The 23830-nt window shown below is 73.7% G+C and carries 15 protein-coding genes, 1 tRNA gene and 1 pseudogene; 9 read left to right on the top strand and 8 right to left on the bottom strand.

Annotated elements, in window-relative coordinates; translation table 11 throughout:
* Positions 1–73: 73 nt before the first annotated feature.
* Complete coding sequence (locus tag CMS_RS09430; protein WP_012299235.1) at positions 74–1636, bottom strand: DEAD/DEAH box helicase; 1563 nt, start codon at positions 1634–1636, stop codon at positions 74–76.
* Between the two features lie 149 nt (positions 1637–1785).
* On the opposite strand from CMS_RS09430, the gene CMS_RS09425 reads away from it, so the two are divergent.
* Complete coding sequence (locus tag CMS_RS09425; protein ID WP_223842780.1) at positions 1786–2505, top strand: ferritin-like fold-containing protein; 720 nt, start codon at positions 1786–1788, stop codon at positions 2503–2505.
* Positions 2506–2581: 76 nt separating this feature from the next.
* Here CMS_RS09425 and CMS_RS09420 read toward each other — a convergent pair whose 3' ends face one another.
* A complete protein-coding gene (locus CMS_RS09420; RefSeq protein WP_012299233.1) occupies positions 2582–2869 on the bottom strand; it encodes a hypothetical protein in 288 nt (95 codons plus the stop codon).
* An 11-nt stretch (positions 2870–2880) separates the two neighbouring features.
* Entirely contained in the window at positions 2881–3105 is a 225-nt protein-coding gene (locus tag CMS_RS09415; RefSeq protein ID WP_012299232.1) for a DUF3107 domain-containing protein, read from the bottom strand.
* 193 nt (positions 3106–3298) lie between these two features.
* On the opposite strand from CMS_RS09415, the gene CMS_RS09410 reads away from it, so the two are divergent.
* Both CMS_RS09410 and CMS_RS09405 read left to right on the top strand, forming a co-directional pair.
* Positions 3299–6568 (top strand): ATP-dependent helicase, encoded by a 3270-nt coding sequence (locus CMS_RS09410; protein WP_012299231.1) that lies wholly within the window; start codon positions 3299–3301, stop codon positions 6566–6568.
* Positions 6569–6603: 35 nt separating this feature from the next.
* Positions 6604–9825, top strand: coding sequence for an ATP-dependent helicase (locus CMS_RS09405; RefSeq protein WP_041464586.1), 3222 nt, complete (start codon positions 6604–6606; stop codon positions 9823–9825).
* Here CMS_RS09405 and CMS_RS09400 read toward each other — a convergent pair.
* Positions 9738–10814, bottom strand: coding sequence for a phosphotransferase (locus CMS_RS09400; RefSeq protein ID WP_012299229.1), 1077 nt, complete (start codon positions 10812–10814; stop codon positions 9738–9740). The genes CMS_RS09405 and CMS_RS09400 overlap by 88 nt on opposite strands.
* A gap of 140 nt (positions 10815–10954) precedes the next feature.
* Between CMS_RS09400 and nudC the strand changes: the two genes are divergently transcribed.
* Both nudC and CMS_RS09390 read left to right on the top strand, forming a co-directional pair.
* Entirely contained in the window at positions 10955–11908 is a 954-nt protein-coding gene (gene nudC / locus CMS_RS09395; protein ID WP_041464585.1) for an NAD(+) diphosphatase, read from the top strand.
* A 10-nt stretch (positions 11909–11918) separates the two neighbouring features.
* Positions 11919–13841: an ATP-dependent helicase gene (locus CMS_RS09390; protein ID WP_012299227.1), complete on the top strand. Its 1923-nt coding sequence runs from the start codon at positions 11919–11921 to the stop codon at positions 13839–13841.
* Here the strand turns inward: CMS_RS09390 and CMS_RS17900 are convergent.
* A pseudogene (locus tag CMS_RS17900) lies at positions 13816–14226 on the bottom strand (TOMM precursor leader peptide-binding protein); the annotation flags it as partial. The gene CMS_RS09390 and the pseudogene CMS_RS17900 overlap by 26 nt on opposite strands.
* A 531-nt stretch (positions 14227–14757) precedes the next feature.
* A complete protein-coding gene (locus tag CMS_RS09380; RefSeq protein WP_012299225.1) occupies positions 14758–16173 on the bottom strand; it encodes a zinc-dependent metalloprotease in 1416 nt (471 codons plus the stop codon).
* A 213-nt stretch (positions 16174–16386) separates the two neighbouring features.
* On the opposite strand from CMS_RS09380, the gene CMS_RS09375 reads away from it, so the two are divergent.
* The 4 genes from CMS_RS09375 to CMS_RS18165 all read left to right on the top strand — a co-directional run bounded on the left by CMS_RS09375 (position 16387) and on the right by CMS_RS18165 (position 21301).
* A complete protein-coding gene (locus CMS_RS09375) occupies positions 16387–17478 on the top strand; it encodes a YlbL family protein (RefSeq protein ID WP_012299224.1) in 1092 nt (363 codons plus the stop codon).
* A 127-nt stretch (positions 17479–17605) separates the two neighbouring features.
* Positions 17606–20521, top strand: coding sequence for a UPF0182 family membrane protein (locus CMS_RS09370; RefSeq protein WP_012299223.1), 2916 nt, complete (start codon positions 17606–17608; stop codon positions 20519–20521).
* Positions 20522–20663: 142 nt separating this feature from the next.
* Positions 20664–20737: transfer RNA gene (locus tag CMS_RS09365), tRNA-Met, on the top strand.
* Entirely contained in the window at positions 20723–21301 is a 579-nt protein-coding gene (locus CMS_RS18165; protein ID WP_086935902.1) for an ATP-binding protein, read from the top strand. Before CMS_RS09365 ends, CMS_RS18165 begins: the two co-directional genes overlap by 15 nt.
* A gap of 153 nt (positions 21302–21454) precedes the next feature.
* On the opposite strand, the gene CMS_RS09355 is transcribed toward CMS_RS18165, so the two are convergent.
* Both CMS_RS09355 and CMS_RS09350 read right to left on the bottom strand, forming a co-directional pair.
* Positions 21455–23176, bottom strand: a complete 1722-nt coding sequence (locus tag CMS_RS09355; protein WP_041464584.1) for an ABC1 kinase family protein — start codon at positions 23174–23176, stop codon at positions 21455–21457.
* Positions 23173–23754 (bottom strand): PadR family transcriptional regulator, encoded by a 582-nt coding sequence (locus CMS_RS09350; RefSeq protein ID WP_041464583.1) that lies wholly within the window; start codon positions 23752–23754, stop codon positions 23173–23175. Before CMS_RS09350 ends, CMS_RS09355 begins: the two co-directional genes overlap by 4 nt.
* Between the last annotated feature and the right edge of the window lie 76 nt (positions 23755–23830).

Here is a 23830-nt window from a genome sequence, read left to right as displayed (position 1 = left end):
CTGAACAGCTCCATCAAGCCAGGAGGCCTCTTCACACGCCCCGAAGTGTCACCAACGTCATGGCCGAGTACAGCTAGGACGTCGCGGTCGGGCGATCGCCGCCCGAGCGGCGACGGCGGTTGCGCGAGCGCGGGCGGGTCTGGCCGTCGGCGTGGGGCGCGTCGTGGCCGCCCGCCGTGTTCGGCTGCTCGCTGCCGATCGTCGCGGTCGCGTCCGCGGGTGCGGTGGCCGAGGCGGTCGACGTGCTGCGGCTGCGCGAGCGGTCGCGGTCGCCGCCCCCGGAGGAGGTGGAGGTGGAGGAGGACGACGACGAGCGTCCGCCCGAGCGGTCCCCGCCCCGGTCGCCGCCGCGTCCGCCGTCACGGCTTCCGCCGCGGCCGCCGTCGCGACCCGAGTCGCCGCCGCGGCTGCCCGGGCGCTCGCGCGGCGTGCCGTCGGGGTTGACCGTGGGGGTCGCGCGGAGGCGGCCCTTGGATCCGGCCGGGATGTCGAGGTCGGTGAACAGGTGCGGCGAGGACGAGTACGTCTCGGTGGGCTCCGGCTGGCCGAACTCGAGGGCGCGGTTGATGAGCGCCCACTTGTGCAGGTCGTCCCAGTCGACGAACGTGACGGCGATGCCCGTCTTGCCCGCGCGGCCGGTGCGCCCGACGCGGTGCAGGTACGCCTTGTCGTCCTCGGGGATGGTGTGGTTGATGACGTGGGTGACGTCGAGCACGTCGATGCCGCGCGCCGCCACGTCGGTGGCGATGAGGATGTCCTTCTTGCCCGCCTTGAACGCAGCCATGGCGCGCTCGCGCTGCTCCTGGTTGAGGTCGCCGTGCACGGCGGCGGCGTTGAAGCCGCGGTCGTTGAGCTCCTCGACGAGCCGGGCGGCGGCGCGCTTGGTGCGCGTGAAGATCACGGTCTTGCCGCGGCCCTCGGCCTGGAGGATGCGGCCGATGACCTCGTCCTTGTCCATGTTGTGCGCGCGGTAGACGAGGTGGCGGATGTTCGCCTGCATGAGGCCCTCGTCGGGGTCCGTGGCCCGGATGTGGATCGGCTTCGTCATGAAGCGGCGGGCGAGCGCGACGATCGGGCCCGGCATGGTGGCCGAGAACAGCATCGTGTGGCGCACGGCCGGGGTCTGCGCGAAGAGCTTCTCGATGTCGGAGAGGAAGCCGAGGTCGAGCATCTTGTCAGCCTCGTCGAGCACCATCTCGCGCACGTACTTGAGCGAGAGCAGGCGCTGGCCCACGAGGTCGAGGAGACGGCCCGGCGTGCCGACGACGATCTGCGCGCCGGCCTTGAGCTGCTCGATCTGTCCCTCGTACGCCTTGCCGCCGTAGATGGAGACGACCGTGGTGGCGCGGTGCTTGGTGGCGATCTGCAGGTCCTCGGTGACCTGCACGGCGAGCTCGCGCGTCGGCACGACCACGAGGGCCTGCACGCCGGGCTCGGGGGTGAGGCCGAGCCGCTGGATGAGCGGGAGGCCGAAGCCGAAGGTCTTGCCGGTGCCCGTCTTGGCCTGGCCGATGATGTCCTGGCCGGAGAGCGCCAGGGGGATGGTCTGCTCCTGGATGGGGAAGGGTTCGAGGATGCCGTGGTCGGCCAGCGCCTGCACCATGTCCTCGTCGATGTTCAGTTCGGTGAAAGTCACGTTGTGCCCTGTCTAGCGGTGCGGTCCACGCCCGGACTGCTTCTTTGCGGGCGCGATGGGGCCCTTCCGTTGAGGGACCACGGGGGAGTTTAGCGGGCCGGGGCCCGAAGACCCCCTCCGCCGCCCTTTACACTGGCCACGTGCTCAAGATGTTCGGACGCCGGTCGACGACGATCGAGGCGCCCCGGGTCAGGTCCCGCGGCGAGTCGAAGCGTCGATCGCAGGCGACGACCGTCAGCGTGGACGACTTCTCGCCCGACACCCTCCGCTTCCTCGGCGCCGTCGCGTACCTGCAGCTCACCGTCTTCGAGACGCTGTCGCGTGCGGTCACCGAGGCGCCCGACCTCGCCGGCAAGGAGGCCGTCTCCACGGCCGCCGGCATCGCGCTCGGCAAGCACCAGGCGCTCGCCGCCGAGATCAAGCGGCAGGACGGCGACCCGAGCGTCGTCATGGAGCCGCACCGCGCCGCGTTCGACCGGTTCACCGCCACCGTCGCGGGCGCCGACTGGTACGAGTGCCTGCTCTCCGCCTACATCACCACGGGGCTCCTCGACGACTTCTTCGTGCGCCTCGCCTCGGGGCTCCCGTCGGACCAGCGCCAGCGCGTCGTCGTGCTCCTGTCGTCGGGCGTGGGGCAGCAGGGCATCGTCGACGCGGTGCGCGCCGGGATCCGCCGCGACCCGCGCCTCGCATCGCGCCTCGCCATGTGGGGTCGCCGGCTCGTCGGCGACACGCTCCTGGTCGCGGGGACGGCGATGCGCGCGTCCCTCGCCGACCCCGACGACGCGCGCGTGCACCTGGAGCCCGTGTTCGCGGGAATCATCACGGCGCACACCCGGCGGATGGACGCGCTCGGGCTCACGGCCTGACGCCCGCCGCCGTCTCCGGCCGGCGCACGACGCCCGGCCCCTCGACGGGACCGGGCGTCGTGTTATGCGGGTGCGCTCAGCCGCCGATGGCGGCCAGGTCGCGGGCGTCCGCGGAGGACCGCCGGCGCCCGACCACGATGTCGACGCCCGCGGCGACCAGCGCTGAGATAGCGAGCGTCGCGATCCAGATGACGCCCTGGTCCCAGCGGAGACCGGCCCAGGTGAGGGCCACCCACGCGACCATGGCCGCGATGGTGCCGACGGCGGGGACGAGCAGCGCTCCGTGCGTGGCGCGGTGGGGGAGCGCGTAGCGCGCCACGAGCCCGATGAGGGCGCCGAAGAGTGCGACGAACAGGAGCTCCACGGGAGTCGGGCTTAGCGGACGAAGCCGATGCGCGGGGCGTCGGCGCTGCCGAGCTCCACGTAGGCGAGGTGGGCGGTGACGGCGAGGTGCGTGGCGCCCTTGTCGTCGGTGAAGGAGATGAAGGGGGAGGAGTCGCGGACGGCGTCCGTGACGGTCCGCTGGACCTCCTCGGGCGTCTGCTTGGTGCTGAAGGAGAGCTCGCGGGCGGTGTTGACGAGGCCGATACGGATTTCCACGGGAGGTGCCTTTCGATGCGTCGGATGCGACGGTGCCCCCTCAGGCTAGGGCACCCGCATGCGCGGCCCGGCGGCGTTCACTGAGGGCGGACGGGCGGGCGTGCGGCGGGCTCGCGGCGGACGCGGGGTGCACGCGCGTCGGATGCCGATCCGCGGATCCGCCGCCGTCGGGGGCCGCCGGTAGCGTGGGCGCGTGACCATCAGGGGATTCCGCCAGCCGCCCGCCTCCGCCGCCGACGGCCAGGTGCCCGCGGTGGAGCTGGACCCCTCGCAGCGCGCCGTCGTCGAGCTGCCGGTGGGCGTGAGCGCGGCCGTCATCGGCGCGCCGGGCTCGGGCCGCACCACGACCCTGCGGGAGCTCGTCGCCGAGCGGATCCTCGCGCAGGGGCTCGACCCCGCCGAGGTGCTGGTGCTCGCCCCGTCGCGCGCCGCCGCCACGCGCCTCCGCGACGAGCTCGCGCTCCGGGTCGGGGTGCCCACGCTCGGGCCGCTCGCGCGCACCGCCACCTCCGTCGCGTTCGAGGTGCTCGCGCGCCGCGCCGCCGAGACGGGCACCGAGCCGCCGCGGCTGCTCACGGGCGCCGAGCAGGACCAGATCATCGCCGACCTCCTCGCTGGGCACGAGGAGCTGGGCACGGGGCCCGCGTGGCCGGATCCGCTCGGCGTCGAGGTGCGGCGGCTCCGCGCCTTCCGCACGGAGCTCCGCGAGCTGCTCATGCGCGCCACAGAGGAGGGCGTGCGGCCGGATGCCCTCGCCGAGCTCGGCCGCGCGCACGACGTGCCCGAGTGGATCGCCGCGGCGGAGTTCGCCCGCGAGTACGAGGACGTCGTCGACTCCTTCCGCGGTGACCACCTCGACAGCGCGGAGCTGCTCGCCGAGGCCGTGCTGCTCGTGTCGCGCGGGGAGGCGCTTACGGGGATCCGGCTGGTCGTCGCCGACGACCTGCACGAGGCGACCGTCGCGACCCTCTCCCTCCTCCGGGCGCTCGCGGCGCGCGGCGCGGACGTCATCGCGTTCGGCGACCCGGACGTGGCGGCGGCCACCTTCCGCGGGGCGGAGGCGTCCGCGCTCGGCCGCCTCTCCACCGTGCTCGGACTGCCCGGCCTCCGCACGCTCGTGCTCGACCGGGTGCACCGCCAGCCGCCCGCGCTCCGGGCACTCACCTCGGCCGTCACCGCGCGCATCGGCGCGGCGGGCGCGGGTCGGCAGCGGCAGGCGGGATCCGCGCCCGGCCTCGTCGACGACGCCGACCCGATCCAGGTCATCGAGGCGCCGACGCGCGCCCTCGAGCTCGCCCGCCTCGCGCGGCGTCTCCGCGAGGAGCACCTGCTGGGCGGGGTGCCGTGGGCGCGCATGGTCGTGCTCGTGCGGTCCGGATCCCTCGTGCCCCAGGTCGCCCGCAGCCTCGCGACCGCCGAGGTGCCCACGCGCACGGCCGTCGCCGGGCGCGCGCTCCGCGACGACCTCGCCGCGCTCGCGCTCATCCGCGCGGTCGACGTCGTGCTCGGTCGCGTGCCGCTCACGCCGGACATCGCGGCGGAGCTCGCCACGGGTCCGCTCGGCGGCCTCGACGGGGTCCAGCTCCGCAGGCTCCGGCTCGCGATGCGCCAGGAGGAGCTCGCGGGCGACGGCCACCGGTCGAGCGACGAGCTCCTCGTCGAGGCCCTCGCCGCGCCCGGCCGGCTCGAGACGCTCGACCTCGCGCCCGCGCGTCGCCTCGCACGGCTCGCCCGCACGCTGCAGGGGGCCCGCGAGCTGGCAGCCGCCGACGGCACGATCGAGGAGCTGCTCTGGCACCTGTGGGAGGGCTCGGGGCTGGCGACGCCGTGGTTCGAGCAGGCGCTGCAGACGGGGATCGTCGCCGACCAGGCGAACCGCGACCTCGACGGCGTCGTCGCGCTCTTCACGGCCGCGCGGCGCTTCGTCGAGCGGAACCCGGGCCGTCCCGCGTCCGACTTCGTCGAGGAGCTGCTCGGCGCCGAGGTGCCCGAGGACACGCTGTCGCCCCAGCCGCTCGCCGACACCGTCCTCGTCGCCACGCCGTCCGCGGTGGTCGGCGCCGGGTACGAGGTAGTCGCGGTCGCCGCGCTCCAGGAGTGCGTGTGGCCGAACCTGCGGCTGCGCGGATCCCTGCTCCACCCCCCGCGCCTCTCCGCCGTCGCGCGCGGCCTCGACGGGGCCGACGTCGACGAGCGCGCCGAGGTCCTCGGCGACGAGCTGCGGATGCTCGCGCTCGCCGTCTCCCGCGCGTCCCGCGTCGTGGTCCTCAGCGCCACCGCCAACGACGAGGAGGCGCCGTCGCCGTTCCTGCGCCTCGTGCCGCCCGCGCCCGGCCAAGCGGAGGCGGAGGCCGGGGCCGAGGCGGGCCGCGTGGCGAAGGACGCGCCGGCCGCGCTGCGGATCCGGCCGGACCACCCGCTCTCGCTCCGCGGGCTCGTCGGCGCGCTCCGGCGCGAGCTGGCGGTCGTGCACCGCGACGCCGTGCTCCTCGACGACGGGCGCGTCGTGTCCGGCGACCGGACGGCACGGCGGCCGGCCGACGCGACCCGCGAGCGCGGTCTCGCCGCCGCGTCCGCCCTGGCCCGGCTCGCGGCGGAGGGCGTGACGGGCGCGGATCCGGCCGAGTGGTACGGCCTGCGCGAGCCCTCCACCACCGAGCCCGTCGTCGACCTGACCGACCCCGAGGCCCGCGTGCCCGTCTCGCCGTCGCGGCTCGAGGCCTTCGAGCGGTCGCCGCTCAACTGGTTCATCGACCAGGCGTCCGGCGGATCCACGAGCACCGCCATGGGCATCGGCACCATCGTGCACGCCGTCATGGAGGAGGCGAGCCTCGATCCCGACGCCGACCTCCGTCCGCCCGCCCTCGAGGCCCGCCTCGACGCGCGCTGGGGCGAGCTGCCGTTCGAGTCGCCGTGGGTGGGCGAGCGCGAGCGGCGGCAGGCGGGCGAGCTGATCGCGGGCGTCAGCGGCTACCTCCGCGACTTCGCCGCCGACGGCGGGCGCATGCTCGCGGCCGAGGGCGGCTTCGAGCTCGAGGTGGGCGTGGCGCGGCTGCGCGGGAAGATCGACCGCATCGAGCTGACGAAGGAGGGTGCGGTGGTCATCGTCGACCTCAAGACCGGACGCCACTACCCGACCCGCGCCGAGATCCCGGCGCACGCGCAGCTCGGCTCCTACCAGCTCGCCTTCACCGAGGGCTCCCTGGAGCAGGTGCCCGCCGAGGCGCCGTCGGGCGGCGCGAAGCTGCTGTACGTCTCGGGCGGCACGCGCGGCCTGCCGTACCGCGAGCTGCCGCAGGAGCCGCTCACGCGCGAGGAGCTCGACGGGTTCCGCGCGCGCATCGCCGAGGCCGCGGAGGGCATGGCGGGCGCGACCTTCGACGGCACGCCGGACCTGGGGGAGCGCGATCCGGGATCGGCCCGGCGGTACCGCATCCACCTCGTCCGGGCGGTGTCCGCGTGAGCGGCGTCGGCACGACCGGTGGGGCTCACGGCAACATGATCAGCGCGCAGCGCATCGCGGAGACGCTCGGCCTGCCGAGCCCCACCGAGCAGCAGCGGCGCGTCATCGAGTCGCCGCTGGAGCCCGGCCTCGTCGTCGCGGGCGCGGGCAGCGGCAAGACCGAGACGATGGCGAGCCGCGTCGTCTGGCTGCTGGCCAACGGGCACGTCGGGGTCGAGGAGATCCTCGGCCTCACCTTCACGCGCAAGGCCGCGGGGGAGCTCGGGGTGCGGATCCGCGCGCGCATCGAGCAGCTCCAGCAGGCGGGACTCGCGGCCGTGCCCGCGGATGCCTTCGCCACGCCCACCGTCCAGACCTACAACGCGTTCGCCAACGGCATCTTCCGCGACAGCGCGACCCTCATCGGCCGCGAGGCGGAGTCGGTCGTCCTCACGGAGGCGTCCGCGTGGCAGTTGGCGCGTCGCCTCGTCGTCGACAGCACCGACCCGCGGCTGCTCGAGCTCGGGCGCGGCGTGGATCCCATCACGCAGGCCGTCATCTCCCTCAGCCGCGCGATGAGCGAGAACGTCGCGGATCCGGCCGAGGTCGTGCGCCTCGCCGGGTCGTTCACGGGGCTCGCGGAGCTCCCGTTCGGATCCGCCCGCATCAGGAAGGCCCCGGCCGCCGACGCGGTCGCCTCCGTGGGCGCGCTGCCGCCGCTCGTCGACCTCGCCGTGCGGTTCCAGGAGGAGAAGACCCGGCGCGGGCTCGTGGAGTACAGCGACCAGGTCGCGTTCGCGCTCGCGATCTGCGAGCGCGTGCCGCAGGTCGTCGCCGAGCACCGGAAGCGCTTCCGCGTCGTGCTGCTCGATGAGTACCAGGACACCTCGGTCGTGCAGACCCGGCTCCTCTCGACGCTGTTCGGCGGCACGCCCGTCATGGCGGTGGGGGATCCGCACCAGTCCATCTACGGCTGGCGCGGCGCGAGCGCGGCGAACCTCGCGCGCTTCGGCGCCGACTTCGCGCCTGCCGGTGCATCCGCCGCCGACGTGCCGGTGTACGCGCTCTCGACCAGCTGGCGGAACCCGGCGTCCGTGCTCGGCGCCGCGAACCGCATCGTCGAGCCGCTCACGGCCGCATCGCGGATCCCCGTCGCGCGCCTCGAACCGCGCCCCGACGCGGGCGACGGGCACCTCGACGTCGCCTACGAGGAGACCATCGCCGACGAGGCCGCGAGCGTCGCCGCGTGGTTCGCCGACCTGCTGCGGCAGACCGGATCCGACGGCCGTCCCCGCTCGGCCGCCATGCTGTGCCGCTCGCTGAAGACCATCGAGCCGTTCACGACGGCGCTCGCCGACCGGGGCGTCCCGTTCCGCGTGCTCGGGCTCGGGGGGCTCCTCGACCAGCCCGCCGTGGTCGACCTGGTGTGCGTGCTCCGCGTGCTGCACGACCCCACCGCGGGCAGCGAGCTCGTGCGCCTCCTCACCGGCGCGCGCTGGCGCATCGGCACGAAGGACGTGCACGCGCTGTCCCGCGTCGCCTCCTGGCTCATGTCCCGCGACCACGCGCAGAAGCCGCTCGCCGAGGAGGTGCGCGACGGCCTGCGGGCCTCCGTGGTGCCCGACGAGGTCGGATCCGTCGTCGACGCGCTCGACTTCGTCGTCGGCGCCCGCGACGGCCACACGGCGCTCGCCGGCTTCAGCGACGAGGGCCTCGCGCGCCTCCGCGCCGCCGGCCGCCAGCTGCAGGTGCTGCGGTCCCGCGTCGGGCTCGACCTGGTGGACCTCGTCACGGTCGTCCAGCAGGAGCTGCTGCTCGACATCGAGGTGGCCGCCAACGAGACGGATCCGCTCGGCCGCGCGAGCCTCGAGGCCTTCACCGAGCAGGTGGCCGGCTACCTCCAGGGCGACTCCGCCGGCACGCTCGGCCCGTTCCTCGCCTGGCTCGCGGAGGCCGAGCGGCGCGACAACCTCGCGCCGCGCACCGAGGAGCCGGAGCCCGGCACCGTGCAGATCCTCACCATCCACGGCTCCAAGGGCCTCGAGTGGGACGTCGTCGCGGTGCCCCGCATGGTCGAGGGCGAGCTGCCCGGCACGCTGCGGGAGAAGAAGGGCTGGGTCGCGTTCGGCGCGCTGCCCTTCGAGTTCCGCGGCGACTCCGCCGAGCTGCCGTCGCTCGCCTGGCGCGGCGTGGAGACGCAGAAGGAGTTCGCCGAGGCGATGGAGGCGTTCGGCGAGGAGCTCGAGGAGCGGAACGCGGCCGAGCAGCGGCGCCTCGCGTACGTCGCGATCACGCGCACCCGGTCGGATCTGCTCCTCAGCGGCTCCTTCTGGTCGACGCAGCAGAAGCCGCGCGGGCCGGGGGCGTTCCTCCGCGAGATCCAGCAGGTGGGCCTCATCGCGCCCGACGCCCTGCCCGAGGCGCCCGAGCTCGAGGAGAACCCGCTCGAGCCCGGATCCGCGCGCGTCGCCTGGCCGCTGCCCCCGCTCGGGCCGCGCGAGGCCCGCGTGCGCGCGGCAGCCGGGGCCGTGGCCGGCGCGGATCCGGACGCGGAGACCGTCTGGACCCGCGACATCGACCTGCTCCTCGCCGAGCGCGACGCCCGCGCCCGCGACGCGGAGCTCGTCGACCTGCCCACGCGCATCCCCGCGTCGCGCTTCAAGGACTTCGTGAGCGACCCGGCGGGCGTCGCCGCGCGCCTGCGTCGCCCCATGCCCGAGCGGCCCTACCGGCAGACCCGGCTCGGCACGCTCTTCCACGGCTGGGTCGAGGCGCGCTACGGGCCCGCGGGCACGTCCGACGTCATCGACGCGTCCGGGGTCGAGCTCGACGCGGATCCGACCGAGCCGCCCGTGGAGCAGGAGGACCTCGACCGGCTGCGCGCCATCTTCGAGGCCAGCGAGTGGGCCAGCCGGAAGCCCGAGGAGGTAGAGGTAGAGATCCACATGGAGCTCGCCGGCCAGGTCGTCATCTGCAAGATCGACGCCGTGTTCCTCATCGACGGCCGCTACCGCGTCGTCGACTGGAAGACGGGGCGCACCCCGAAGGACGCGGCCGACCTCGAGCTCAAGCAGCTCCAGCTCGCGCTCTACCGCCTCGCGTTCGCGAAGTGGCGGGGCATCGACCCCGACCTCATCGACGCGGAGTTCTACTTCGTGGCGGACGACCGGTCGCTGAAGCCGGAGCGGCTCTACTCCGAGGAGGACCTCGTGGCGCTCTGGTCGGGCGCGCGCACGCCCGACGCGTCGCGCGCGCCGTCGGGGGAGACGGTGGGCTGAGGCCGGGAGTCGAGCATCTCCTCGACCTGGTCGACGTCCATCACGGGCAGCGTCTCGTGTGCGATGCGCTGGCCCTCGTCGGCGCGCACCGTGTCGACGAGTGCGCTGAGCATGTTGACGGCGTCGTCGATGATGCCCTGGTTGCGCGTGTCCGTCCCGTGCAGCAGCCAGCGGGCGATCTCGAGCTCCGCGTAGAGGAGCGCGCGCTGCTTGAGCTGGCGGTCCACCGTCACATGGTGCGCCTGGTTGTAGGCGCGGAAGACGCTCTCGGCCACGTGCTCGGCGCGCGCGCCCAGCACCCAGTGCAGGTCGTGCGCGGGGTCGGCCACGCGGAGCTCCGACCAGCCGATCATGCCGGTCACGTCGTCGCCGTCGACGAGGAACGAGGAGGCCTGCACGGCGCCGTTGACGACCGCGGGCTGGAACTGCCAGAGCGACTGGTCGTCGAGCGCCTCCTCCCAGCGGCTGAGCAGCAGGCTCGGCACGAGCGCGGTGGCCGCGGCCCGGTCGATGAGCGCCGCGGTCTGGCTGTGGATCTCCGCGGCCGAGAGCACGGGCAGCCCCGCGTCGGCGACGAAGCCGGTCGGCAGGCTGTGCACGGCGGAGACGGCGGCGCCGATGGAGCGCGCGAGGCCGTCGCCGGCGGGGATCTCGTCGAGCGAGATCACGCGGCCGGGCACGTGCCCGTAGACGAAGCCGCGGGTCGGCTTGATGGCCGCCTGCCCCAGGAACTCCGGCACCTGGAACGGCAGCCGCGAGCGGATCCCGGTGCTCAGCGCCCGGAGCGCCACGAGGTCGGCGGACTGCTCGGACTCGGCGGCCTGCGTGGTCGGGACGCGCACGAGGAGCTCGCGGCCGTCCTTCGTGGTGAGGAGCGCGGAGTCGAAGTCGCCCGCGCCGCCGGCCGTGAAGGGGGTGCTGCGGACCACGTCGAGCCCGGAGACGGCCGAGGTCGCCAACGCGGCTAGAGTGAGGTGGGATCTGGCCATGCCTTACAGGTTAGGTCGCTGGGAGCCCTCCGTCTCACCGCGCCACGCGCTTCCGGCCCCACACGCGCACCGTGGGCGGACCATCGGCACCGCCGTCTCTGCCCTTCGGCCCGTCCGCCCCCGAAGTCGATTGGTCACCCGTGCTCGACAGCTTCCTCTCCCGCCTGCCCCTGTCCCGCGAGGGCGTCGACCGCGACGGCCTGCACCGCGACTCGCCCGCTCTCTTCGACGAGCTGTGGGCGGATCCCGCCACCCGCGTCCTCGCCCTGCACGGACACCGCGCGCTGGGCTCCGTCGCCGACGGCCGCGCCGCGCTCGACCTGCTGCCGGTGGACCGCGTCACCGCCGCGACCGTGCGCATCTACCTCGGCCGCAGCACCATCGCGCACGAGGGCGAGCCGGTCGGCACGCCCGTCGTCGCCGCGGTCCTCACGGACGCCGCGGCGGCTGAGCTCGCGCCCGCCGAGGAGCGCTGGCTGGAGCTGCGCACGACCGCGACGCAGCTCGACGACCGCGATGCCGCCCTGTTCACGGGCGCGCTCGCCACGGCGAACTGGCACGCCTCCCACCCCTTCTCGCCGAAGACGGGCGAGCCGACCGTCGTCGAGCAGGGCGGCTGGGTGCGGCGCGCGCCCTCCGACGGCTCGCAGGTCTTCCCGCGGACCGACGCCGCGGTGATCATGGGCGTCGTCGATGCGGACGACCGCCTGCTCCTCGGCGCCAACGCCATGTGGGGCGGCGACCGCTACTCGCTGCTCGCGGGTTTCGTCGAGCCGGGGGAGTCGTTCGAGGCGGCGGTGAAGCGCGAGGTGCTCGAGGAGTCCGGCGTCACCGTCGAGGATCCCCACTACCTGGGCAGCCAGCCGTGGCCGTTCCCCGCGTCCGTGATGGTCGGCTTCCTCGCGCGCGTCTCTGCCACCAGCGGGCCCGCGACGCCCGACGGCGTCGAGATCATCGACCTGCGCTGGTTCAGCCGCGAGGAGCTCCGCGCGTCGCTCGGCGAGATCGCGCTGCCGGGCCCGTCGTCCATCGCGCGCGCCATCATCGAGGAGTGGTACGGCGGGCCCCTCGAGGACGGCGAGCGGGAGTGGTGATCCGCCGATCGTGACCGACCAGCTCGTCCCCGGCACGCCCGGGCGCGACCCCTACGGGTCCGCTGCGCCCGGCGCCCTGCCGGCTCCCGTCTCCCTCGGCCCCGCTACCGCGACCGCGGACGAGGTCGAGGTCGAGGCGCCGTCCGCGGAGTCCCTGCTCGAGGCCCTCGACGACCAGCAGCGCCTCGCCGCGCAGGCGCTCCTCGGCCCCGTCGTCGTCCTCGCGGGCGCCGGCACCGGCAAGACGCGGGCCATCACGCACCGCATCGCCTACGGGATCCAGGCGGGCGTCTACCCGCCCAACCGCGTGATGGCGCTGACCTTCACGTCGCGCGCCGCGGCCGAGCTGCGGGGGCGCCTGCGCGAGCTCGGCGCCGGTCCCGTCGCGGCCCGCACCTTCCACGCCGCGGCCCTCAAGCAGCTCAACTTCTTCTGGCCGCAGGTGGTCGGCGGCACCATGCCTCGTCTCATCGAGAGCAAGGGGCGCATGCTCGGGCACGCCGCCGAGTCCCTCCGCCTCCGCCTCGACACCGCCGCCCTCCGCGACATGGCCGCCGAGGTCGAGTGGCGCAAGGTCTCGATGATCTCCGTCGAGGAGTACGGCCTCGCCGCGCGCACGAGCCGGACGCTGCCCCCGCAGCTCGACGCCGACCAGGCCGTGGCGCTGCTCCAGGCCTACGAGGACATCAAGGACCAGCGCCGCCAGCTCGACTTCGAGGACGTGCTGCTCGCCACCGCGGGCATGATCGAGGCGGAGCCCTGGGTCGCACAGCAGGTGCGCGAGCAGTACCGCTTCTTCGTGGTCGACGAGTACCAGGACGTCTCGCCGCTGCAGCAGACGATCCTCGACCTCTGGATGGGCGACCGCCGCGACCTCTGCGTGGTCGGCGACGCGAGCCAGACCATCTACTCGTTCGCGGGCGCCAAGAGCGCGTACCTCCTCGACTTCGCGTCGCGCTTCCCCGAGGCCACCGTCGTGCGGCTGGAGCGGAACTACCGGTCGACCTCGGGCATCACGGAGGCGGCGAACCGGCTGATGCGCGGGCGGCCCGGCGCGCTCACGCTCGTCTCGGCGGACGCGGATCCCGACGGCGACGGCACGGGCGCGTCTTCCGCCCGCGCCACCAAGGGCCGCGGATCCGCCGCGGTGCCCGGCCGCGGCGAGGGCTTCCGCGCGCCGCAGGTGAGCGCGTTCCCGTCGGACGGCGCCGAGGCCCGGGCCATCGCCGGCGCCATCGCCCAGCAGATCTCCTCGGGCATCGCGCCGGAGGACATCGCCGTGCTCTACCGCATGAACGGCCAGTCGGCGGTGCTCGAGCAGGCGCTCGGTGACGCGGGCGTGAGCTACCAGGTGCGCGGATCCCAGCGCTTCTTCGACCGCCCCGAGATCAAGCAGGCGCTCCTCGCGCTCCGCGGCGCGTCCGTCTCCATCTCCGGCGAGCCGCTGTTCAAGTCGGTGAGCGACGTGCTCCGCGGCCTCGGCTGGAGCCAGCAGCCGCCCGAGCAGCAGGGCGCCGTGCGCGACCGCTGGGAGTCCCTCGACGCGATCATGGGCCTCGCCGAGCGGATGCCCGCGGGCAGCACCTTTCGAGCCTTCACCGACGAGCTGCTCGAGCGCCAGGCCGGCCAGCACGAGCCCACCGTCTCCGCGGTCACGCTCGCGACGCTGCACTCCGCCAAGGGCCTCGAGTGGGAGCACGTCTACCTGATGGGGCTCAGCGAGGGGCTCGTGCCCATCAGCTACGCGCAGACGCTCGAGGCGGTCGACGAGGAGCGGCGCCTCCTCTACGTGGGGATCACCCGCGCGCGGTCCGGGCTCCGGCTGTCCTGGAGCCGGAGCGGACCGCACCGATCGGGTCAACGGGAGCCGTCGCGGTTCCTGGCAGAGCTCGACACCCGCATCGCGGGTGGGGGCGCGAAGCGCGGCGCGTGATCCGGCCCGACCGCACGTCGAGCACCGCCTGGTGGGTGGCGAGCGCGTTCTCGCCCGTCGTCAGCAGCCGGTCGGCGGGCCGCGCGGCGAGGGCGGCGAGCTCCGTCGGCACGAGCCCCGCCTCGGATCCGCTGTCGCGCCCGAGCAGCTGGGTCGCGATGGCGGGCCAGGCGGGATCCGCGTCGCGTCGCCCGAGGTCGAGGCAGTAGCAGCAGACCGTGCGTCCGGGCTCGACCAGCGGCCCGACGACGGCGTGCCGGTCGCCGAGGACGACCGGCAGGTGCGGCACGTCCTCCCGGGACCAGCGCCCGTAGACGGCCGGCGCGATGGCGAAGTGCGCGACGATCACGGCGAGGGCGGTGCGCGGGTCCGCGTCGTCGGCCATCCGCCGGGGTGCGACGTCGTGCCCGGCGCGGGCGAGGGCGTCGGCGATGCGATCCGCGGTCGCACCTCCGCCGACGACCGCGACCGGGCCGGTCCGCGCCCGGCGGGTGGTGGTGGCATCGAGGCCGGACGGGGATCCCCCGTCGCGTGGCGGGAGGAGCGCCGGCCGCACCAGGTCGAGCAGCTGCGTGACGTGCGCGGGGCCCGCGCCCTCCGTCGCCGCGATCATGTCGAGGCCTCCGCGGCTGATGCCGTGCACGAGCGCGTCGAGGAGCCGCTCGTCGAGCCGCGACACGGCGCTCAGCACCACGGGCGGGCGGTCGACGCCGAGCTGGAGGGAGTCCGGCGTGCGCCAGACGAGCGGGAGACGGGGATCGAGTCGGATGGCCATGGGCGCGGAGATTGCCCGACGGGCGCGGCTCGCGGGGAGCGCGTCCACAGGCCCGACGCGGGGATGCGGGGCCGGGTCGACGTGCGAGAGGCCGGCACCGCGGTCGCGGTGCCAGCCTCTCCGGAGGGTGCGGGTCGGACGTCAGACGGGACGCGGATCCGTCCCGGGCGCGTCGTCCGGACCGTCGCCCGGCATCTCGCCCGGCTCGGTCGCCCGACCCTGGCCGTCCTCCAGGGGGCGGCCGGCGTCGGATCCGCTTAGCAGGTCCTCGAGCGCCTGGTCGACCTCGTCGGGCTCGGGCTCGTCCTGGGTGAGGCGCGCGACGAGCGCGTGCGGCGCGTCGATGTCCTCGGAGGTGGGCAGCACGTCGGGGTGAGACCAGAGCGCGTCGCGCTGCTCGGCGCCGACGCCGTCGGAGACGGCCTGCCACATGGCCGCGGCTTCGCGGAGGCGGCGGGGCCGGAGCTCGAGGCCGACGAGCGTCGCGAACGCGGACTCGGCGGGACCGCCCGTCGCGCGGCGGCGGCGCACGGTCTCGGCGATGGCGGACGCGCGGGGGAGCCGCACGGTCGCAGCCGCCGTGACCACGTCCACCCAGCCCTCGATGAGCGCGAGCATGGTCTCGAGGCGCGCCAGGGCGGCGAGCTGCGCCTCCGTCTTCGGCGGGATGAGGGATCCGTCGACCATCGCCTGGCGGAGCTCCTCCGGGTTCGACGGGTCGAACCCCTCCGCGAGCGACTCGAGCCGCTCGGTGTCGATGTGCACGCCCTTCGCGAACTCCGTGATCGAGGAGATGAGCTGCAGCCGCAGCCAGCGGGCGTGGCGGAACAGGCGCGCGTGGGCGAGCTCGCGCACCGCGAGGTAGATCTGCACCTGGTCGTCGGAGACGTCGAGCCCCGAGCCGAACGCCTGGACGTTCTGCGGGAGGAGCGCGGCCTGCTGGTCGTCGAGGAGCGGGATGCCGACGTCGCCGCCCGAGACCACCTCGGTGGACAGCCGCCCGACCACCTGGCCGAGCTGCACGGCGAAGAGCGTGCCGCCGAGGTTCCGCATCATGCGGCCGGCGCCCGCGACCATGCCCTGCATCTCCTCGGGCGCGTTCTGCTGGAGCACCTCGGTGAGCGAGTCGGCGATGCTGAGGGCCACGGGCTCGGCGAGCTGCGTCCACACGGGCATCGTGAGCTCCGTCCACTGCGCGCGGGTGATGAGGCGCGGCGCGACGGTGAGCTGGCTGACGTAGGTGACCTCGTCGAGCCAGAGCGCGGCGACCTGGAACGCCTGGTCGAGGGGCGCGGACGCCGCGGCGGTGACCTGCGTCTGGTCCTTCGCGGCGAGCTGGCGGGCGCCCTCGCGGGCGACCTTCCAGTCGACGCCGTCGCCGGTGTTCGCGAGCGCGCCCTGCAGCTGCGCGAGGAGCTGGCGCACCATCTCCGGGTCCTGCGGCAGGCCTGCCGCACCGGCGAGCTTGTCGGGGTCGATCTGCCCGTCGGCGCCGAGGAACCGCTCCAGCATGCGCCGGAACTCGTCCTCGGGATTCGGGGTGGGCTCGTCGGCCATGGAGGGTCTCCCGGGGGTTCGAGGGGGTCCGGATCGCGGTGCCGCGGCCGGTGGATCCACGCTAGCCCGCGCCCACGGGAAACCCATCCGCATTCGCCTAGGCTGAGCCCTCGCGTCTTCCGCCCGCCGCGAACAGCGGCCAGCGGGCCGCCTCGACACCCGTCGTCCGGCCGCCTCCCGGCCCGACGCGCCCCCGAACCCGAGGACATCCGGATGAGCCTGTTCGCCCAGCACGCCCCCCGCGCACCCCGGCCTGCGCGCCGCCGTCGTGTCGGCCGCGTGCTGGCCGGCACCGGCGCCGTGCTCGCCCTCGCCCTCGGCCTCATGCCGTCGCCGTACGTCATCGAGCAGCCGGGTCCCGTGTTCGACACCCTGGGCACGAGCGACCACGAGGGCACCGAGCGTCCCCTCATCTCCATCCCCGACCGCACCACGTACCCGACCGACGGTCGGCTCGACATGCTCACGGTCAGCGTCGTGGGCAACCCCGCGCAGCGCCCGGACTGGTTCTCGGTGGTCTCCGCCTGGCTCGACCCGACCCGGAGCGTCGTGCCGATGGAGGCCGTGTTCCCCGCCGAGCAGACCGCGGAAGAGCGCGACGCCCAGAACCAGGTCCAGATGACCGACTCGCAGCAGGACGCGGTCGCGGCGGCCCTCACCGAGCTCGGCATCCAGGTGCCGCGCACCCTCCAGGTGCAGAGCATCCTCGACGGGTCCCCGGCCGCCGGGCCCCTCCGCACCGGCGACGCGATCCGCACGGTCGACGGCCAGGACGTCGTCGACCTCGCCGACCTCCAGGCGCGCGTCGCCGCCGCCGGCACGAGCACGCCGCTGTCCTTCGGGATCACGCGCGACGGCCAGGAGAGCACGGTCGAGGTCACGCCCGCGGAGCGCGACGGCCGCCCCGTCATCGGCATCGTCACCTCCACCTCCTACGAGTTCCCGTTCGAGGTCGACATCCAGCTCGACGACGTCGGCGGGCCGAGCGCCGGCATGATGTTCGCGCTCGGGATCATGGACAAGCTCGAGGAGGGCTCGCTCACGGGCGGCAAGGCCATCGCGGGCACGGGCACGATCGACGCGGCCGGCGACGTCGGCCCCATCGGCGGGATCCGGCAGAAGCTCTACGGCGCCGAGCGCGCGGGAGCCGAGTACTTCCTCGCGCCCGCCGACAACTGCGACGAGGTGCGCGGGCACGTCCCCGACGGCCTGCGCGTCTTCTCCGTCTCGACGCTCGACGACTCGCTCGCGGCGCTCGCGGCCATCTCCACGGATGGCGACCTGGACGCGCTGCCCACCTGCTGAGGACGACGGCGGCCGGTGCACGAGAGGTGCGCCTTACCAGACGGGAACCCCTGATCGCTCGCAGGGACCTGGCAACCGCCCCGCCTAGGATGAGGACTCCGCTGTCCTACGACTCTGAGGCACATCTGTGACTAGCACATCCGCCCGGCCCGCCAGACGGAGCCGAGCCCCCCTCGCCATCACCGCGGCCATCATCGCCGCCCTCGTGATCGCGTTCTTCATCTTCGCCGGCTTCTACGCGGACGTGCTCTGGTACGACCAGCTGGGCTACCTGGGCGTGCTGCTCACGCAGTGGGGCGCGGGCATCGCGCTGTTCTTCATCGGGTTCCTTGCCATGGCGATCCCGGTGTTCGTCAGCATCCAGGTCGCGTACCGCTCGCGGCCCGTCTACGCGAAGCTCAACTCGCAGCTCGACCGCTACCAGCAGGTCATCGAGCCGCTGCGCCGCCTCGCCATGTTCGCGATCCCCGCGGTGTTCGGCCTCTTCGCCGGCGTCTCGGCCTCGAGCGGCTGGCAGCGCACGCTGCTGTGGCTGAACCGCACGCCCTCCGGCACGACCGACCCGCAGTTCGGGCTCGACACGTCGTTCTACCTGTTCGAGCTGCCCTTCTACCACGCGGTCGTCGGCTTCGCCTCGGCCGTCGTCATCATCTCCATGCTCGGCGTCCTCGCCACGAGCTACCTCTACGGCGCTGTGCGGTTCACGGGCCGCGAGGTGCGCATCTCGAAGAGCTCGCGCATCCAGATCGCGATCACGGCTGGCGTCTACTTCCTGCTCCAGGGCGTGAGCATCTGGCTCGACCAGTACTCGTCCGTGGTCAACACGGCCAACGGCGGGCTGTTCACCGGTGCTGCGTTCTCCGACGTGAACGCCGTGATCCCCGGCCGCACGATCCTCGCCGGCATCGCCGTCGTCGTCGCCGTAATGTTCATCATCACCGCGGCCATCGGCCGCTGGCGCCTGCCCATCATCGGCACCGCGGGGCTCATCGTGGCCAGCATCCTCATCGGCACGGCCTACCCGGCCATCGTGCAGCGCTTCCAGGTCGAGCCGAACGAGCGCTCGCTCGAATCGCCCTTCTACGAGCGCAACATCGAGGCGACCCGAGCGGCGTACGGCCTCGCGGACATCGAGGAGATCCCCTACGACGCGACCACGGACACCACGCCGGGCGCGCTCCGCGAGGACGCCGCGACCACCGCGAACATCCGCATCCTCGACCCCGCCGTCGTGGGCGACGCCTTCAGCCAGCTGCAGCAGTTCCGGCAGTACTACCAGTTCGGCGACAACCTCGACGTCGACCGGTACCAGATCGACGGCCGCGTGCAGGACACGGTGGTCGCGGTCCGCGAGCTGAGCCCCACCAACACGGGCACGTCGTGGGTCAACCAGCACCTCGTCTACACGCACGGCTACTCGCTCGTGGCGGCGTACGGCACGCAGCGCACCTCCGACGGCCAGCCCGTGTTCCTCGAGTCGGGCATCCCGGCCTCGGGCGACCTGGGCGACTTCGAGCCGCGCGTGTACTTCGGCGAGGACTCGCCCGACTACTCCATCGTCGGCGGCCCCGAGTCGGGCGACAAGGTCGAACTCGACTACCCGTCCGGCGTCGACGGCGCGGACGAGACGTACACGACGTTCCAGGGCGACGGCGGGCCGAAGGTCGACAACGTCTTCAAGCGCCTCATCTACGCCCTCAAGTTCCAGTCGGAGCAGATCTTCCTGGCCAACCAGATCAACGACCAGTCGCAGATCCTCTACGACCGCGACCCGGCGGAGCGCGTCGGCAAGGTCGCGCCGTACCTCACGGTCGACAAGGACCCGTACCCCAGCGTCGTCGACGGGCGCGTGGTCTGGATCGTCGACGGCTACACGACGAGCGACCAGTACCCGTACTCGCAGCAGACGCAGCCGCTCGTGCCGACGGACCGGATCAACTACATCCGCAACTCGGTGAAGGCCACGGTCGACGCGTACGACGGCAAGGTCACGCTCTACGCGTGGGACACCGACGACCCGATCCTCAAGACGTGGCAGAAGGTGTTCCCGTCGACGCTCAAGCCGATCGCGGACATCTCGGGCGAGCTCATGAGCCACCTGCGCTTCCCGGCCGACATGTTCAAGGTGCAGCGCGCGGTGCTCGGCAAGTACCACGTGACCGACCCCGGCTCGATCTACTCGAACCAGGACCTCTGGACCACGCCGAACGACCCCACCGCCACCACCGAGGCGGGCACGCCGGCGAGCCTCCAGCCGCCGTACTACCTGACGATGCAGATGCCGGGTCAGGACTCCCCGCGGTTCTCCCTCTACTCGACGTTCATCCCACCTGCCACGCAGGACACCTCGAGGAGCGTGCTCACGGGCTACCTCGGGGTCGACTCCGACGCCGGCAGCACGGCGGGGGAGAAGGCAGCGGACTACGGGAAGCTGCGCCTGCTGACGCTGCCGAACGACGACACCATCCCGGCGCCGACGCAGATCCAGAACAACTTCAACTCCGACACGAACGTGGCGAACCAGCTGAACCTGCTGGAGCGCGGCGGGCGGACGAGCGTGGTCCGCGGAAACCTGCTGACGCTCCCCGTCGGCGGCGGTCTGCTGTACGTGCAGCCGGTGTACGTGCGGTCAACGGGCGATACGAGCTACCCGCTGCTCCGCAAGGTGCTCGTGGCGTTCGGCGACAAGATCGCGTTCGAGGACACGCTCGATGCGGCCCTCGACAGCATCTTCGAGGGCGACTCGGGTGCCACCGCCGGTGACGAGGACGTCGTGCCCACGACGCCCGCGGACGGTGCGGCGGGCGACGGGTCCACCGACGGCGCGACCGACGGGGGCACTGGATCCACGCCCACGCCCGCGCCGACCGCATCGCCGGCGGCTCCCGCGCAGGACGTGCAGGCGGCGCTCGACGCGGCGAACACGGCGCTGCAGGAGCGCCAGGCCGCGTACGCGTCCGGCGACCTCGTCGCTGCCGCGCAGGCGGACCAGCGGTTCACCGAGGCGGTGCAGCGCGCGTACGAGCTGAGCCAGCAGCAGTAGCGCTCAGCGCCTCACGATCACGGCCCCGGCGGCCCCGCGATGCGGGTGCTGCCGGGGCCGTCGTCGTGCGGGTGGTGGATCCGGGCTGTCGCTCCGCCGTGGTCATGAGCACGTCAGAGGTCTGGTATTGTATTCCTCGTAGCGCGGGGTGGAGCAGTTCGGTAGCTCGCTGGGCTCATAACCCAGAGGTCGTAGGTTCAAATCCTGCCCCCGCAACAAGATGAAGGCCCGGTCTCCTGGAGACCGGGCCTTCTGCGTTCCCGGACGCTCGTCCGGTGGACCGGCGCCACGCGGACCGCGCATCCCCGGCGAGGATGGACCCGATCGCCTCCGACGGGGCCGGCGCGACGGAGGCGAGATGGAGAGCACACGGCAGGCGCGGTCGTCCTCCTCAACGGCGTTCCCGGCAGCGGCAAGTCCCACGTCGCCCGGCGTCTGGTGGACGCCTGCCCCGGGTGGTTCCTCCTGGACATCGACGTGCTCCGCACCTCCATCGGCGGGTGGGCGGACGACTTCGGTCGGGCCGGTCGCATCGTCCGGCCCATCGCCCACGCGATCGTGCGGAGCGTCGTCCGCGACGGCGGCACGGTCGTCGTGCCGCAGCTGCTCGACGACGAGGACGAGCTGGCGGGTCTGGCTGCTCAGGCGCGCGGCGCGGGCGGCCGTGTGACGCACGTCGTGCTCGACGTGCCCCTGGACGAGTGCTGGCGACGCCTGCAGGCGCGGGCCGCGGGTCACGACCCGTCCCGCGGCTCAGCCGGGTCGTGGACGAGGCCCTGACACGGGCGGGCGGTCGGAGGCACCTCGACGAGCTCGATGCGCGGGTGCGCGCCCTGCGGCGCGACGGCGCTCCTGCGCATCGCATCGACGGAGCGGACGCGCGCCGCGCTCTGGCCGCGCTGATGGACCTGCTCGCGGAATAGCGGGCGGACCTCAGCGGCCGCGGCGCCCCGGGACGAGCGCCTGCGCGAGGGGGAAGACGGAGACGACCATCAGCACGGTGCCGAGCACCTCGTCGTCGGGGCGGAGGAGCACGCCGCCGGCGAGGAGGCCACCGAAGACGAGGGCGGAGACCGCGCGGCGGAGGGTGCGCTCCAGGGCGCCGACGCGGCGCTCGAGCGTCGGGTCGCTGATCGGGAGGGCGCCGTCGTCGATGCGGGTGAGGAGCGCGTCGAGGCGGCCGGGGAGGCGGGCGAGCGTGCCCGCGGTGTCGGAGACGCGCGTGCCGATGTCGCGCACGACGTTGCCGCGCTCCTCGCGAATGAGGCGCGCCGCGTACGGCTCGACCGAGTCCCACAGGTTGAACGCGGGATCCAGCGCACTGCACACGCCCGACGTCAGCGACATGGCGCGGATGATGAGGAGGAAGTCGTCCGGCAGCTGGAACGGCAGGGTGCGCACCACCTCCTGGAACTCGTTGGCGAAGGCGCGGAACTCCCGCGGATCCACCTCGCGCAGCTCCGCGAAGCCCAGGCCGCCGAAGCGGGCGAAGAGCCGGGTCATGGCGAGCTCGAGCTGCGTGGTGTCGGCGGAGGGGAGGAGCACTCCGATGTCGCGCGCCGCGTCCACGAGGCCCTTGCCGTCGCGCGAGGCGGCGGCGATGAGCATTTTGCGGAGTCCGCGGCGGGTGCTCGGCGGGACCTCGCCCATCATCCCGAAGTCGATGAACGTGAGCGTCCAGCCCTGCTCGACGGAGCCGTCCGTCACGGGCGTGACGAAGACGTTGCCGGGGTGCGGATCCGCGTGGAAGAAGCCGTCGGCGAAGAGCTGGTCGAACATGACCGCGGCGAAGACGGGCGCGACGTCGACCGGGTCGATGCCGGCCGCGAGGAGCCCGGCGTGGTCGGTGATCTTGATCGCCGTCACGTCCTCGAGCGTGAGCACGCGGCGGGTGCTGCGCTCCCAGACGATCTCGGGCACGGCCACGCGGTCGTCCGAGGCGAACATCTCCTGGAAGCGCGCAGAGCTGCGGGCCTCGTGCAGGTAGTCGATCTCCTCGAGGCTCGTCTCGGCGAACTCCTCCACGAGCGCCGGCGCGTCCACCCGGTCGGACACGAGGCGGACGTGCGTGAGCCAGCCGCCGATGCGGCGGAGGGCGGCCAGGTCGATCCGGACGATGTCGTCGATGCCCGGCCGCTGCACCTTGATGACGACACCCGTGAGGCCCGTGTCGGCGGAGTCGATCGGGCCGAGGACGGCGCGGTGCGCCTGGCCGAGCGACGCGGCGGCGACGGGCGTCTCGTCGACCCAGGCGAAGGCGTCGGCGAGCGGCATGCCGAGCTCGCGTTCGGCCAGCGCCCGGATCTCGGGGAAGGGCACGGCCGGCACCTCGTCCTGCAGGTCCTCGAGCTCCGCGGTGATCTCGGGCGGGAGCACGTCGAGGCGCGACGACATGAACTGGCCGACCTTGATCATGAGCCCGCCGAGCTCGACGGCGAGGACGCGGAAGCGTCGGGCGAAGAGCTTCATGCGCCGCGTGCGCGTGCGGTCGGCGATGCGACGGAGGCCGACGCGGGGCAGGAACAGCTCGTACCACCACGTGACGGCGAGGTTCCACGCGGCGAAGCGGAGGATGCGGCGGTAGCGGGCGCGCGTCTCCGGGGCGTCGGCCTCGGGATCCGCCCCGGGCGCGGTGCCGGCCGTGGCCGCGGTCACTCCCGGGCGAGGATCGCGTAGAGGCGGCGGCGGGCCGCGTCGAGCTCGGTGACGGCCTCGGCGACCTGCGCCGGGGTGCCCGTGCGCTGCACCTGGGCCGCGGCCTGGGCGAGCGATAGCCCGGCCTTGGGGAGGGCGGAACGGTCGTGGCGGTCGTGCGCGTCGTGTCCGTGGGACGCGTCGGCCCACGGCGCGGTGATGCCGTCGCGGGCGATCGTGGCGCGGCCGGACTCCGTCAGCGCGTAGACCTTGCGGCCGTCGGTGGTCTCGGCCGCGATGAGGCCCTCGTCGGTGAGGAGCTGGAGCGTGGGGTACACGGATCCGGCGTTCGGGGTCCAGGCGCCGGCGGTGCGCTCCTGGATCTCGTGGATGATGCGGTAGCCGTGCATGGGCTCCTCGGCGAGGAGCGCGAGCACCGCGTGGCGCACATCGTGCGGGCCGGCACCGTGACCGGCGTCATGCCCGGCGGTTGTGCCGTCGCGCTTCTCGAAGCGGGCGCGGAGCGACTCCATCGCCTGCCACACGCCGTCGGCGGCGTCTCCGAATGCGGATCCTGCGGACGGGGACGTTGCGGCCATGACGAGCTCCTTGCTGTGGGACGTGCGCGGTCCTCCCGACGATAGGCCGCGCACCTGGTCGCGGACCCGGGAGGGG

Source organism: Clavibacter sepedonicus (genome assembly GCF_000069225.1).
GTDB lineage: Bacteria > Actinomycetota > Actinomycetes > Actinomycetales > Microbacteriaceae > Clavibacter > Clavibacter sepedonicus.
This window is presented reverse-complemented; position numbering and strand designations above follow the sequence as displayed.